11 protein-coding genes and 1 pseudogene are annotated in these 13,772 nt (G+C 67.1%); 11 read left to right on the top strand and 1 reads right to left on the bottom strand.

Features of this window, described 5'->3' with window-relative positions; genetic code table 11:
• Positions 1 to 61 precede the first annotated feature (61 nt).
• Positions 62 to 370 (bottom strand): helix-turn-helix domain-containing protein, encoded by a 309-nt coding sequence (locus MED01_RS35440; RefSeq protein ID WP_238672863.1) that lies wholly within the window; start codon positions 368 to 370, stop codon positions 62 to 64.
• Between the two features lie 2,026 nt (positions 371 to 2,396).
• Between MED01_RS35440 and MED01_RS35445 the strand changes: the two are divergent.
• From MED01_RS35445 to dbpB (MED01_RS35495), 11 genes and pseudogenes are all read left to right on the top strand, one after another.
• A pseudogene (locus MED01_RS35445) lies at positions 2,397 to 3,265 on the top strand (RNA polymerase sigma factor).
• A gap of 419 nt (positions 3,266 to 3,684) precedes the next feature.
• Positions 3,685 to 4,653, top strand: a complete 969-nt coding sequence (locus tag MED01_RS35450) for a replication-relaxation family protein (protein ID WP_238672864.1) — start codon at positions 3,685 to 3,687, stop codon at positions 4,651 to 4,653.
• Positions 4,654 to 5,268: 615 nt separating this feature from the next.
• Complete coding sequence (locus MED01_RS35455; protein ID WP_238672865.1) at positions 5,269 to 6,204, top strand: replication-relaxation family protein; 936 nt, start codon at positions 5,269 to 5,271, stop codon at positions 6,202 to 6,204.
• Positions 6,205 to 6,654: 450 nt separating this feature from the next.
• Positions 6,655 to 7,356: a 7-cyano-7-deazaguanine synthase QueC gene (gene queC / locus MED01_RS35460; protein ID WP_238672866.1), complete on the top strand. Its 702-nt coding sequence runs from the start codon at positions 6,655 to 6,657 to the stop codon at positions 7,354 to 7,356.
• A gap of 8 nt (positions 7,357 to 7,364) precedes the next feature.
• The gene (gene queE, locus MED01_RS35465; protein WP_112698602.1) at positions 7,365 to 8,003 is read left to right on the top strand and encodes a 7-carboxy-7-deazaguanine synthase; all 639 of its coding nucleotides are present in this window, start codon (positions 7,365 to 7,367) and stop codon (positions 8,001 to 8,003) included.
• The gene (gene queD, locus MED01_RS35470) at positions 8,003 to 8,359 is read left to right on the top strand and encodes a 6-carboxytetrahydropterin synthase QueD (RefSeq protein ID WP_238672867.1); all 357 of its coding nucleotides are present in this window, start codon (positions 8,003 to 8,005) and stop codon (positions 8,357 to 8,359) included. Before queE ends, queD begins: the two co-directional genes overlap by 1 nt.
• Positions 8,356 to 9,195, top strand: a complete 840-nt coding sequence (folE2, locus tag MED01_RS35475) for a GTP cyclohydrolase FolE2 (protein ID WP_112698604.1) — start codon at positions 8,356 to 8,358, stop codon at positions 9,193 to 9,195. Before queD ends, folE2 begins: the two co-directional genes overlap by 4 nt.
• A gap of 145 nt (positions 9,196 to 9,340) precedes the next feature.
• Positions 9,341 to 10,147 (top strand): hypothetical protein, encoded by an 807-nt coding sequence (locus tag MED01_RS35480; RefSeq protein WP_238672868.1) that lies wholly within the window; start codon positions 9,341 to 9,343, stop codon positions 10,145 to 10,147.
• On the top strand, positions 10,129 to 11,289 hold the full coding sequence (gene dbpB, locus MED01_RS35485; protein WP_238672869.1) for a DGQHR domain-containing protein DpdB: 1,161 nt from the start codon (positions 10,129 to 10,131) through the stop codon (positions 11,287 to 11,289). The genes MED01_RS35480 and dbpB (MED01_RS35485) overlap by 19 nt, the downstream gene beginning before the upstream one ends.
• On the top strand, positions 11,286 to 12,527 hold the full coding sequence (gene dpdA, locus MED01_RS35490) for a tRNA-guanine transglycosylase DpdA (protein ID WP_238672870.1): 1,242 nt from the start codon (positions 11,286 to 11,288) through the stop codon (positions 12,525 to 12,527). The genes dbpB (MED01_RS35485) and dpdA overlap by 4 nt, the downstream gene beginning before the upstream one ends.
• Positions 12,524 to 13,669 (top strand): DGQHR domain-containing protein DpdB, encoded by a 1,146-nt coding sequence (dbpB, locus tag MED01_RS35495; protein ID WP_238672871.1) that lies wholly within the window; start codon positions 12,524 to 12,526, stop codon positions 13,667 to 13,669. The genes dpdA and dbpB (MED01_RS35495) overlap by 4 nt, the downstream gene beginning before the upstream one ends.
• The last annotated feature ends 103 nt before the right edge of the window (positions 13,670 to 13,772 follow it).

Genomic DNA, 13,772 nt, shown 5'->3' on the forward strand with positions numbered 1-13,772 from the left:
TTCGGCAGCCGGTGGCTGCGGATTGCGTACGGGGTGATCCACGCGTGCCTTCCGCCGACGATCAAGTCGTCCCCCGGCGATGGGGTGGCTGATGGCTGTCGTCGCTGTCGGGTAGGTGCAGGGCGTGGAGGATGGCGGCGACCGGCACCCGGTAGCGGCTGCCGAAGCGCAGCACGGCGACCGGGAACTCGCCGCGCTTGGCCAGGTCGTAGGCGACGGAACGGGATAGCCCGAAGATCCGGGCCGCGGTGCTCAGGTCGGTGACCATGCCCAGGGCGCGGATCCGCTCGGTAGTCCAGGTGCCAGGTGGAGGGTCCTCAACGGGGCGGGCGGGCTGCGTGTGCTCGACGTGAGGTTCAGGGGTGCTCATCGCGATGGTCCTTCGCAGTGGGAGAAGGCGACGGTGTCGCCGGGATGGTTTCGGGACGGTGGGGGTGAGGCGGCAGGCCGACGTGGCGTCGACCCGATGGGCGACGATCGGGGCCCTCGGTGCTGGTGGCGTCAGGTAGCGTCCGACCGGTGGCCGGTCATGGAACGGACCGAGCCGGGCAGGGGTCGTGATGGTGCGAAGCCGAGCTCGCTCAAGCCGAAGTCGACTCTGCGCCGGCCGGGTCGGGCTCTGACACCCTCAAACCCCTGTTTGTGTGCTCTGGCGAACGCCTGCCGAACTCACAGCCGCTCACAGCGACTCACAAAGTCACCCGGTCGACCATGTCCGTTCTCAGGCAATCTGCTCCGTTCTCAATATTTCTGCTCCGAGCGCCCTCGGTCTGCTGATCCGCTCGCCGCGTTCTTACCGTGTTGGGGAGAGCGTGAACCGGCCCTGCCAGGGACGATGCTGAGGAAGAGGTTCGCGATCAGGTCCCACTCCCGGACGCGGCCAGACCGAGCGACCCGCCGCGGAACGTGGCGGCGGGGCAGATTGACTGAGAATCAAGCCGAGTTGGCCTTCTCAATCGAACTGCTCCGCCCAGCTCAGCGCGCCCCACCCGGAGCAACTTCGCTGAGAACGGACACCGGGCCAGCGCCGATCCGACGCGGATGCGCTACCGCCTCGGCGCCAACCACCCGGACAGTGGCAGAAGTCGATGACACGGTCTGTGGTGTGACCGTTCACGAATGCTGCGACAGCGTGTCCGCCGACGGCTCGGCCGCGGTGCCAACGTGTCACACGCCGCAGCGGCGACGACCGGTCGGGCACTCATGTTGGTCTATGACATGGTGTCCGCGGACATGTCCTTACCCGACAGGCGCGGACACGGCCTGCGTGCGGTTGACACGCCCGTCCATGCGGCGCAGGGATGTCATGCCGGTTTGACCACCGACACCACGGGAAGGGCTGTCGCCGATCGGCGCCAGTGTCACTCCAGGTCAGGAACACGCGCGTGACTGCGCTGTCCCGGCCCTGCTCAGCGACCACGCCGGACACTTTGTCAACGGCAAGCATCGATGGCATGCGCGACGCTGCGGACACACTCGCCGGACGCGGAGGACACCTTCTGCCCACCTCGAGGCCATGGCCGCGCGCACGGAAGCGGTCGACATCTCTCAACGTCATGTGACCGCCGCCGATCGCATGCCCGGACAAGGTGACACAGCACCCCTGCCGACGTTCCTGTCCTCTCGGACGCGGTCGCCGCTGCCTGTACGGACAAGATGTCCATCGATCATCCTCGTTGACATCGGTTCGCTCGTTCCCGGGTAAGGCAGCCGGTACGGAGGGTTCCCCATCACTGGTGCATCCATCGGCGACCGACACGGGCGAGGGGGCGCCAGGCACGATGCCCCGGCCCGGGGGACGCGGCAGGTGGTCGGGATTCGCGCCACCGCTGGCGTCGTCGCCGGCGTTTCGGGCGTGCCGGCAGCGGATGCAACGCCGCTGTGAGTCTCTGTGAGCGGCTGTGAGTCGCTGTGAGTGAGAGGGTGTACGGCCCCGGAGGCCTCTTTTCGGGCACTTCTCGCACGGACCTCTGTTCTCACAGCCCTGCTCAGAACCCTCGTACGAGGGGGCGCCGGCGCGATCGCCAGCTCAGCGCCAGACCGGACGGGCTGTGTCAGCGGCTGTGAGCGCCTGTGAGTCGCTGTGAGTGACTGTGAGCGGTGGGCTCGGCCCGACGATCGCGGCCTCGTCGCGGAGCCGTTTGGGTGCCGCGCTTGGCGTGCGTCGGTGGCTCACAGCCCTGCTCAGCCGTACCGCGGCCCGTCCGAATCGCCCGCCTGGTGCCGGCCTCGGGTCCGGAGTTCGGGCGAGGCACCGCAGCGGCCCGCTGGGCGCGAAAGCCGCCTTGACCTGCGCTGTGAGTGCCTGTGAGTCGGTCGTGGCGTAATCGGCATTCCAGCGTCGCCAGAACACGGCGGCGACGCCCGCTGGTCTCTCTGGCCTAGGAGTATTGATCATGAGTGTGTCCGACACGATCTTCCCTGCCGCGCCCCTGGACGCCGTCGATGTCGCGTTCGCGGCGCTGACCAGCGACCCGGCACCCCTGTCCCTCGACCTCGACATGTTCGGTCCGGATGACGGCCTGCCAAGGGGTGTCGTGGCGCTGCCGGCGCTGCGGGACTGGCTGCTGGCGAACCCGCGCGCCTACACCGCCCGCGACGCGGTGTGGCGGGAGTTGATCCGTCGTGCCCGACTGGACGGGCCGCAGTGGGTCATCGCTGCGGTCGGCATGGCGATGCCGGCGCTGCGCCGCTACGCCAGGCGGTTGTCTGACGGCTACCGCGCGGTGACCCCGACGACATCGGCGCGGAGATCCTCGCGGGTTTCCTGGCTGCGCTGCGCAACCACTTGGACGTGGCCCGCCGGGCGCCGTACGCGTCGTTGTGCCGGGCCGGGTGGCGCGCCGGGCACGCGCTGCGCCAGCAGGCCAGCGAGTTCACTGCGGTCGAGGATGTGGAGCGCGTCACGGGACCGCGGACGCCGCAGGTGCCCTACGGGCATCCGGACGTGCTGGTACGCCGCGCGGTGCGCCTGGGGATCCTCGACGCCGACGACGAGCAGCCCTACATCGACGTGCGGCTGGGCCGGCGAGCCATGGATCCGATCGCGGCCCGGATGGGCATCAGCACCGACGCCCTGCGCATGCGGTTGGGTCGCATCGACACCCGCCTCGCCGAAGCCCTCGCCAGCGGCATGCTGACCGGCGCGGCGTCCCCGCAGGCCGCCGAGGCGTTGGCGGCGCGAGCCGAACGCCGGGCCAGTCTGCGCGCCGCCAGCCGCCGCCGCCTCTCCACCACTGCCGCCACGTCGACGGCAGTCGCGTAGGTCGGCTCCCTCTTCTCGCGGCGCCGTCACCTTCCCCGGTGAGGCCTCCTGGGACGGATCACCTCAACTGAGAAAACCCCTCGTTGTGAGCGGCTGTGAGTGGTTGTGAGTGGGGGCAGGCGTTCGCCAGAGCACACAAACGGCGGTTCCTTAATGACGGCGCCACAAGCCGCGCTCGGATTCTCGCCGTACCGCAGGTACCGGCCGGTGATCCGGCCGCGCGGACCAGCCGGTGCCGTGCCCGGGCTGCCGCCCGGGCACGGAACCGTCGATCTGGCACCGCACTGTCACCCACCGCGACGCACGACCGCGGTGGCGTGATCCGCCCGAGGTGCGCCGCACCGACGCGGTCGCCCAGGCATTCATCCACCCCTGCCACCCCCCAATCAGGGGACGGCGCCACCTTGGAGGTACCGGTCATGTCGACCACCTACCATCCCCAGTTCACTGTCCCGTCCACCCGGCCGATCCCGACGGAGCTGCTCCTGGCCGAGAGCGGCCGCATGCGCCTGCCCGACTGGTGGGGCGTCGAGATGCTCGCCGAGCACCGCGTCCTGACCACCGCGCAACTCACCGCACTCGGCTTCGCCACCACCACGGCGTCGGCCACCCGACGTCTGACGATCCTCGCCCGCCGCGGCTGGATCGACCACCTCTGGAACACGCGCACCGCGGCAACCGCCGACACCTCGTGGTGCCTCGGCCCGATCGGCGCCCAACTCACCCCACTCGACGAAGACCGCGATGTCACCCCGGCGCAGGTGTACCGGGCCCGCGACCGGCTCCGCGAGCACGCCGAGCTGCCCAGCCTGCTGCAGGCCAACGCCTTCTTCGTCGACCTGGCCACCCACGCGCTCACCGAACCCGGCAGTGACCTACGCACCTGGTGGTCACCGCGTACCTGCCGATACGTCACCGCGGCGCGGCAGCCCGCCTGGCACGGCGAGTACATCCACGACCGTAACCGCCACGCGTTCTGGTACCAGCCCGACCCCGGCGAGATCCGTCCCGCCGACCTCGCCGACCGTATCCACGCCTACCGGCGGTTGGCCGAACAAACCGGCCTGGCGACCCTGCTGTTCCACGCCGCCGACCCCCGGCGAGAGCAGGAACTGCACCGCTACCTCGAGCGCCGCAACACGCGGCACCTCACCGTCGTCACCAGCAACCCCGAGCACGGCCACCCGACCGACCCGGTCTGGCAGCCGATCGGCGAGACACACCGCCTCGCCCTGACCGACCTTCCCCACACCCCCGAGCAGTGGCCGCCCGACACCGTGACCTTCAAGGAGGTACGGCCCCGAGCCCCACACCCCATCTACGACCCCGAGCGCCCCTACGAAGAATCCGTGGCCAACGGCGAGTACCACTACCCGCCGCGCCCCTGACCAACCGACCGCTGCTCCTCGACCGGCCCACCCGGGCCGGTCGAGGAGCAGACCGGGGCGACCCACCGAAGCGATCCCCCGGTCACTGTCAGGGGACTGCCGGCGTTGCTGTCCGCTTCGAACCCGAACGGCAACGCCGGCAGCTCTCACGCCGCAGGTCGCAGCCGCTGCGACCAACTTCGATCGCGGCGACTGACACCGCCCGTGTCACCGGACGTTCGCCATACCCGCGAGACCAGGCAGGTTGGCATGTCCAGACCAGGCCTCCGCACAGCGACCGCGGACCTCCGGTCGCTCGCCCGCTGCGGCCGCGGGGGCGCACCAACCTCACATCCACTCGCACCTCTGACCCTGGAGCAACAGCGATGATCAGCCAGCACCGCGAACCTCACCAGCCCGACTCACACCCAGCCTCACCGCAGCGTCACGCCGAACCCGTTGTGCCCGGCGCTTCAGCGGTCAGTGCCGATCTCCGTTCTACCGTCCGTCTTGATCCTGACCCCCAACCTGACCCCTCACGGCCGCTCACAGCCCAGGTCAGCCTCGCTGTCAGGAGTGTGGGACCGCTCCAGACAGACCCTCCAGTCTCGGGTCTCTCCCCAAGGGCTTGTGCCCATGGGTAAACACCTACCCGCCGCGGACCCGCTGCTGCGCCTGCAGGCCAGCATCACCGCCCGCGACGACCGGCTCCTGGGCTGGCTCTACGACCACGGCGTGCTCACCACCGACCAGATCGCCGCCGCCCTGTTCCCATCCCTGGACTTCACCCAACGCCGCCTACGCCGCCTCACGGCGCTGCGGGCGTTAGACCGGTTCCGACCCAACAAGGCCGACGGCGGCTCCCACCCATACCACTACGTCCTGGACCAACTCGGCTACGACCACGTCCACGCCCAACGCGGACTGCCACGAGGCCGCCGCGACCAAGCCCGCCGCCGCAAACACTCCCTCACCCGCCGGCCGGACCTGCCGCACCTGCTCGGCGGCAACCAGGTCTTCATCGACCTCGCCGCCCACGCCCGCACCCACCCCGACACCGAGCTGGCCCGCTGGCAGCCCGCGTCCGCCTACCACGAACCCGGCACCCTCTACCGCGAAGGCGGCGACCCGAACATCGTCATCGCCGGAGCGACCGGCTTCCCCCGCCCGGACGGCGCCGGAATATGGACCGAGGGCGGACGGTCCGTGCCGTTCTTCCTCGAGTACGACACCAGCGGTGAGAACCTGCAGGTCCTCATCGACAAAATCATCAAATACGAGCGGCTCTACCTCCTGAGCACTTGGGCGTGGCCGGTGCTGTTGCACCTCCCCTCCGCCCGCCGCGAGGCGAACCTGCACCACCGGATCGCCGGCACCGGCCCGGAGGCGGCCATCGCCACCACCACCGCCGAACTACGCACCGCACTCGCCGCCAGCCCCGCCCACCAGATCTGGCAACTACCCGGCTGTACCGGCCGTCACCGCCTCATCGACCTGCCCTACACCGACACCCACCACGACGACCAATACGCCACCCACGACCAGCCCACCCCGGACGAGCGGGCCGCCTAATGAGGGGGAGCGGAACACACGGCGCGTGCGGCGGCCTGCAGGCCGCCGCACGCCGCCGGACCGTGGACGGCCTGCGCCACCGCCTGGACCGTTGGGCATGGCCTGCGCGCCGTAGTCACGGTCGAGGCGGGCGAGAGCTCCGGACGGGGCACACCAATGTCGCGGAGTGGACTACGAATCCACGCAGCGTAACCGCGTAAACTTCCGCTCGGTGTTCGGCGGCAGGCTGGTAGTTTCTGCACCTAAAACTCTGGACCTTGGCTTCTGACTACTCAAGTCCGAGCGCGCTGGGTTGTCGACCATCTCGAACGCCCAAGCTCAGCCGAGGATTTGTGGGCGGCGGCACTTGATGTTGACGATCCGTTCGGTACCGTAGCAAGCGGTAAACTACATAGCTGTGGTTCGCCATGGGTCTGCAGTTTCACACGAGCGAGAGATCAGGTCACAAACATGGCGCAGCGCAAGGCGGTAGTCCTCCTGAGCGGCGGCTTGGACTCGGCGACGGTGCTGGCGATCGCCCGGAACGAAGGGTACGAGACCTTCGCGCTGAGCTTCAGGTACGGACAACGCCACACGGTCGAGTTGCAGGCGGCAGAGCGCGTCGCCGCCGCACTGGGAGCGACCAAGCATGTGGTAGCCGACATTGACCTGCGGGTCTTCGGTGGATCGGCGCTCACCGACGCGTCGATCGCGGTACCGCATCACGACAGCGTTGACGACCTCTCTACCGATGACATTCCCGTCACCTATGTCCCAGCACGCAACACGATCTTCTTGTCGTTCGCCCTGGCATGGGCCGAGACGCTTGACGCGTCGGACGTTTTCATTGGGGTCAGCGCACTCGACTACAGCGGCTACCCGGACTGCCGCCCGGAGTACATCAAGGCCTACGAGGAGATGGCGAACCTGGCTACTAGGGCTGGGGTCGAGGGCCGCCAGAGACTGAAGATCCACACTCCTCTGATTCAGTTGACCAAGGCAGACACCATCCGGCGAGGCCTCGAACTAAATGTGGACTACGCCCTCACCCACAGTTGCTACGACCCGGTCGACGACCGCGCCTGCGGCACGTGCGACTCGTGCCTCCTCCGCAACCGCGGCTTTGCCGAGCTGGGAATGACCGATCCGGCTTTGACGACGTCACAGAGCTGAACAGGGCTATGTACAAGATCAAGGAGATCTTTTACACCCTGCAGGGTGAAGGCAGCCACGCTGGTCGACCCGCAGTCTTCTGCCGGTTCGCGTCCTGCAACCTGTGGACCGGACGGGAGACCGACCGGCACCGCGCGATCTGCCAGTTCTGTGATACCGATTTCGTCGGCACTGACGGGCCTGGCGGGGGCCGTTTCGCCAGCGCCGCGGACCTCGCGATAGCGGTGGCCAAGACATGGCAGGGCCTGCCGCACTCCCGTAGCAAGCCCTACGTGGTGTGCACCGGCGGGGAGCCGTTGCTGCAACTCGACGATGACGCCGTGGCGGCGCTGCACGCCGAGGGCTTCGAGGTTGCGGTGGAAACTAACGGCACCAAACCGGCGCCCGCTGGCCTCGACTGGATCTGTGTCAGTCCCAAGGCCGGCGCCGATCTGGTGTTGACCGCCGGCGATGAACTGAAGCTCGTCTATCCCCAGCCCGCCGCGATGCCTGAGCTTTTCGAGGACCTCGCGTTCACGTTCATGCGGTTGCAGCCGATGGACGGCCCAGAGCAGGAGGCCAACACCCGCGCGGCGGTGGCCTACTGCCTGGCTCACCCGCAGTGGCAACTGAGCCTGCAGACCCACAAGTACTTAGGAATAGCCTGATGGAGATTTACCGCGAGTTCACCTTCGAGGCCGCCCACCGGCTTCCTCGCGTGCCCGACGGGCACAAGTGTGCCCGCCTCCACGGCCACTCCTACAAAGTGCAGGTACACGTCCGCGGGGACGTCGATCCGGCGAAGGGCTGGGTGATGGACTTCGCCGAGATCAAGAAGGCGTTCCGCCCACTGCACGACCAACTCGACCACTACTACCTCAACGATGTCCCCGGGTTGGACAACCCCACCAGCGAAAACCTTGCCCGCTGGATCTGGGAACGACTCATCGATCAACTGCCGCTGTCAGAGATCCTCGTCCGGGAAACCTGCACGTCAGGCTGCGTCTACCGAGGCGACGCATGACGATCAGTGAGATCAGGGGCGACAGCTTGCAAGACGTTCAGGCCCTGCCGGACACTCGGGGCATCGCCCTCGACGAGGTCGGTGTCGAGGGCCTTCGCTACCCCCTGCTCATCTCCGACGCGCGTGGCAACAAACGCGAGACCGTCGCGACAGTCACCATGTCGGTGAGCCTCGCCGACCACGTCAAAGGCGCCCACCTGAGCCGCTTCGTCGACGTGCTGCACACCTGGCGGGACCGACTCAGCAGCCAAGCCGTCACCTTGATGGCCGACGACCTGCGCCAACGCATGGGCTGTGCCACCGCCCGCGTCGCTCTCACCTTCCCGTACTTCCTGGAACGCCTCGCCCCAGTCACCGGCATCGCCTCGTTCATGGACTACACCTGCACCCTGACCGCCGCCGCCAGCGACCGTGGGGACGAGGTGGTGCTCGCCGTGAAGGTGCCGGTCACCAGCGTGTGCCCGTGCAGCAAAGCGATCAGCGACCGCGGCGCCCACAACCAACGCGGCTGGGTCACCATCGACGCCCGCCCACACACCCCCGCCACCGGCCTGTGGTTCGACCACCTCATCGACATCGCCGAGGCAGCTGGATCATCGCCGGTGTACGCGCTACTCAAACGTCCGGACGAACGCCACGTGACCATGGCCGGCTACGACAACCCCGTCTTCGTTGAGGACATGATCCGCACCGTTGCCGGGGCACTGGACCACGACGTCCGCATCGCCGAGTACCGGATCCGCGTGGTCAACGACGAAAGCATCCACAACCACGCCGCCTACGCGCAGATCCCCTGGACGCTGACCGCAACGACTCGGGACTCCACCGATGGCTAGCAGCGGTCACTCCGGCCCGGCCAACGTGCACGTTGTGGTCACCTGCAGCAACCGGAAACGACACACAGTGCCAGACCGGTTACGTGTGGGTAACCTCCATGAAAGCAGTCCAGGTCAGCGGTTCACCACCTGGACAGACCGACTGTTGACCAGTTCTGCCAGCAGCTTCCCTGCCGTTGATCTGTACGCCGGTGAGCATTGGCAGATTGCCCGGACCCTGCCCGACCAGATCGCACCGCGGGCCGCGACGTTATGGGTCTGCTCAGCAGGCTACGGGCTCATCGCCGCATCGGCGGCGATCCGACCGTACGCGGCAACGTTCGCCTCGGGCGGGGTCGATTCGGTCGGTGAGGATAAATCCGCCGCCCGCGACTGGTGGACAAGGCTGACCGAGTGGTCTGGCCCTGACGCAGACCAACCGCGGTCATTCGCGGACCTAGCCCGTCGTGATCCACACGCCACGATCATCGCGGTGCTCTCTGACGCCTACCAGCGAGCCTGCGCCACGGACGTCACCGTTGCGGCCAGTCTGTTGCACGACACGCAGCAACTATCCGTTGTCGGGCCATCCACTAATGACCTTGAAGACCTCGTCGTACCGGTGACCGCCAGGCTGCAACCTCACCTCGGCGGCAGCCTGCTATCGCTCAACGCCCGCGTCGCAGCGTTCCTGCTGCGCTCGTCGGTCGATGACGATCACGACCTACGGCGCGAACGACTGCGCGAGCGTGTGGAACAGACAACGCAAGCAACGCCGGTTCCCGCAACTCGCACCGCTGGACAGCGTCTTACCGACGAAGAGGTGCGCGCCTTCATCCGTGGGCATGCGGGCGAACGGGCAGCCACCGCGACGGGCTTGCTGCGACGCCTTCGCCTGTCAGGACGGTCATGTGAGCAGGCCCGCTTCGGGCAACTCTTCGCCGAGGTAATGGCATGGAGGGCGCGCCCCTGATGCCTGCCTCACCGCCTCCCAACAGCATGGTCCGTCGGGCCTTGTGCATCGCGCAGAGCACCGAATATCCCCTCTATGTCTTCACCCTCCGGGCCGAGGAGATTTTGCAGGTCGCGGACATCTCCCGGGTCAGTCGTGACCATGCCGGCAAGCTCATCGGCTACCAACGCCCTGAGGTGCGCAAACATATCCAGGAGATCGTCGAGTACCTCAACAGCGACGCTGCGGTCTTCCCCAACCCGATCATCATGGCGTTGTCGTCGAGAGTGCACTTCAAGAAGATCCGCGGCGACCGGCTCCCGGGAGATGAGCTCGGCATTACCGGCACGCTCACCATCCCCATGGCGGAAAACGGTCGGCCGAAACCCGCGTGGATCGTCGACGGGCAGCAACGCGCGGTGGCGCTGTCCCGCACACGGCGCAAAGACTTCCCCGTCCCAATCACCGCGTTCGTCGCCGACGCCGTGAAGGTCCAACGCGATCAGTTCCTGCGCATCAACAACACCCGGCCGTTGCCACGCGGCTTGGTGACGGAGTTGCTCCCGGCGGTCGACAGCCCACTGCCGACGCGGCTGGCCATTCGCCGGGCTCCGTCGGAGCTATGCGACGTGCTCAACACCGACGAACGCTCACCGCTGCGTGGGATGATCAAACGGGCGTCGACGGACAAGTCGCAGACCGCTCTCGCGGTGATCACCGACACAGGGTTCGTCGAACTGATCAAAGACAGTTTGACATCGGCCGGGTGCCTGTTCCCGTATCGGGACGTGGGCCGTAACGAGACCGACTTCGACGGCGTGCTGCACGCCCTCTACACCTACTGGGGTGCCGTGCGGGACACCTTCCCCGACGCCTGGGGGAAACCGGCCGCCAAGAGTCGGTTGATGCACGGCGCAGGGATACGCGCCATGGGTCACCTCATGGGCCGGGTGCTCGGCATCGTCGATCCCCGCGCAGCGGACGCGCCTCGCCTGATCCGCGAGCACCTTGCGTTGATCGCCCCGTACTGTCGCTGGACTTCGGGCACCTGGGACGAGCTCAACATGCGGTGGAACGAGGTCGAGAACACCCCCCGCGACATCCAGGCATTGTCCAACTACCTCATCCGGGTGCACCGCAACGCCCAGGCGGAGCAGCGATGAAATTCTTCTTTCCTGACAGCCAGGACCAGGTCGATCCGAGCTTCGACTTCATCACCGAAGAACGGGACCCGTTCCGTGTCCGGCAACGCGACGACCTGTACGCGCACGAGGTCCTGACCCAAGCGCCGTTCGACGGGCTGCTGGTGTCCAAGGCCATCGTGGATGGGCTGGCCAGCGGCACCACGGGCAAGTACACCGGAGCACAACGCCACCGCCTCTATCGTGAAGGCGCCGCGAAGTTCTTCCGGCTCGACAACGGCCATACCCCGTTGGAGATCATGGGCGACTGCGGTGCCTTCTCCTACGTCGCCGAAGAGTGGCCGCCGTACACCGTTGATGAAGTCATCGATTTCTACGACGGATGCGGCTTCAACTACGGCATCGCCGTCGACCACGTGATCTTTCAGTACGAGCCCGCTACGTCACGCGACGATCCCAAGGCACAGGAATGGGTCCGCCGCCAGAAGATCACCCTCGATTTGGCCCAGGAGTTCTGGGATCGGTGCGACGCCCGCAACGTCAGCTTCGCCCCTGTCGGCGTTGCCCAGGGCTGGAGCCCGCAGTCCTACGCGGACGCGATCGCGGAACTGCAGCGCATCGGCTACACCCGCATCGCGCTCGGCGGCATGGTGCCGCTGAAGACCAATGAAATCCTCGCCTGCCTACGAGCGATCGACCAGGTCCGAGAGCACTCCACCCAACTGCACCTTCTCGGTGTGAGCCGCGTCGGCGACGTGCCGACGTTCGCCAGCCACGGCGTCACCAGCTTCGACAGCACCTCACCGTTCCGCCAGGCATTCAAGGACGACCGGGACAACTACTACACCCCCACCCGTACCCATGTCGCCCTGCGCGTTCCGCAGGTGGACGGCAACGCGAAGCTCAAGGCCCGGATCCGCTCTGGCGAGATCGGCCAAGGCGAGGCGATGGCGCTCGAGCGGACTGCCCTCACCCTTTTGCGCGAGTACGACGCTGACAAGACTGACCTCGAGCCGGTCTTGGAGGCACTCGTCACCTACAGCGCGCTGTGGGACGGCGGCAAGTCCGACCGCAGCGAGCAGTACCGTGCGACGTTGGCGGCTCGGCCGTGGCGCGACTGTCGTTGCGATCTCTGTGTCGCCGTTGGGATTGAGATCGTCGTGTTTCGGGGCTCCGAGCGCAACAAACGGCGCGGCTTCCACAACCTGTACGTGTTCGAACAGCGTCTCCGCGCACAACGAGGAAGGACAAACGCGTGACCAAGACCCGGACCGAGGCGTCCGCTGACTCCGCCGTCACCCAGGAGTTGCGCCTGCCCGCCTTGGAGATCCAGCAGGGCCGCGGGCGCCTTCTGTACACCTTCGCCATGGACGGCAAGCTCGTACCCAAGATCGCTACGGTCTCCCGCATCCGCCGCGACGAGGACGCCCTTCTGCACGGCTACCAACGGCCCGAGGTCCTCGCCCATGTCGCGGCGATCCGCCGATACATAGAAACCGATGCCAGCCCCCTGCTCCCCAACGCCATCGTCATCGCGTTCGACGAACGGGTGCGCTTCGAGCCAGGCCAGACGGGATCCGACAGCCCCGGCTACGTGCGCAGCGGAACTTTGATCATCCCGATAACCGAAGGGCCTGATCACGACAGGCCCGGCTTCATTGTGGATGGCCAGCAGCGCAGCGCCGCCATCCGCGATGCCAGGGTCGATGCTTTCCCACTGAGCATCAGCGCCTTCATCACGAACGAGACCGCAGATCAGCGCTCACAGTTCATCCTCGTCAACTCCACCAAGGCGCTGCCGAAGGGGCTCATCCACGAACTCCTGCCCGGGGCCTCGGGCGCGCTGCCAACTCCGCTGCGGGTACGTCAACTGCCGGCAACCCTGCTCGAGGGGCTCAACTTCGACGCCCGGTCTCCACTCAACCGGATGATCCAGACCCCGACCAACCCGTCCGGCGTCATCAAGGACAACTCGGTCTTGAGGATGCTGGAGACCAGTTTGAGCGACGGCGCCCTCTACCGGTTCCGCAACGACGAGGCGCTGCCGACCACCGGCTATATGTTGACCGTCCTGTTCAATTTCTGGACCGCTGTCAGCCAGGTCTTCCCCGAAGCGTGGGGCAAGCCGCCCCGCAAGTCGCGCCTCATGCACGGCGTCGGAATCATCAGTATGGGCTACCTCATGGACGCCATTAGCCATGCGCGTGAGGAGGGCGACGGGATCGTCGAGGTTGAGGAGTTCGCCGCCCACCTCAAGTCGATCGCCGATGACTGCCGCTGGACGGACGGTGAGTGGGACTTCGGCAACGGCATCGTTCGCAGGTGGAACGACATCCAGAACACGCCTCGCGACATCAAGCGCGTCGCGGATTTCCTGCAGGTTAGGTACCGGAATAGGTAGTCAAGCATCGAGTGCGTGGGGCTACTGGGTGTCGCGCTGGGCTGAGGCGAATTCGGGTCGGCCCTACGTCGCAGTCGCAGCCGCCAGGCGTCGCCGGCAGCCG

It is taken from the genome of Micromonospora alfalfae (genome assembly GCF_022230925.1).
Lineage (GTDB): Bacteria > Actinomycetota > Actinomycetes > Mycobacteriales > Micromonosporaceae > Micromonospora > Micromonospora alfalfae.

What these genes read in the sequence shown, in the direction of transcription:
- dpdA (WP_238672870.1), top strand. Translation starts at nt 11,286, where the DNA reads ATGAAATTCTTCTTTCCTGACAGCCAGGACCAGGTCGATCCGAGCTTC.
- MED01_RS35450 (WP_238672864.1), top strand. Translation starts at nt 3,685, where the DNA reads ATGTCGACCACCTACCATCCCCAGTTCACTGTCCCGTCCACCCGGCCG.
- MED01_RS35440 (WP_238672863.1), bottom strand. Translation starts at nt 370, where the DNA reads ATGAGCACCCCTGAACCTCACGTCGAGCACACGCAGCCCGCCCGCCCC.
- queC (WP_238672866.1), top strand. Translation starts at nt 6,655, where the DNA reads ATGGCGCAGCGCAAGGCGGTAGTCCTCCTGAGCGGCGGCTTGGACTCG.
- dbpB (WP_238672869.1), top strand. Translation starts at nt 10,129, where the DNA reads ATGGAGGGCGCGCCCCTGATGCCTGCCTCACCGCCTCCCAACAGCATG.
- MED01_RS35455 (WP_238672865.1), top strand. Translation starts at nt 5,269, where the DNA reads ATGGGTAAACACCTACCCGCCGCGGACCCGCTGCTGCGCCTGCAGGCC.
- queE (WP_112698602.1), top strand. Translation starts at nt 7,365, where the DNA reads ATGTACAAGATCAAGGAGATCTTTTACACCCTGCAGGGTGAAGGCAGC.
- queD (WP_238672867.1), top strand. Translation starts at nt 8,003, where the DNA reads ATGGAGATTTACCGCGAGTTCACCTTCGAGGCCGCCCACCGGCTTCCT.
- folE2 (WP_112698604.1), top strand. Translation starts at nt 8,356, where the DNA reads ATGACGATCAGTGAGATCAGGGGCGACAGCTTGCAAGACGTTCAGGCC.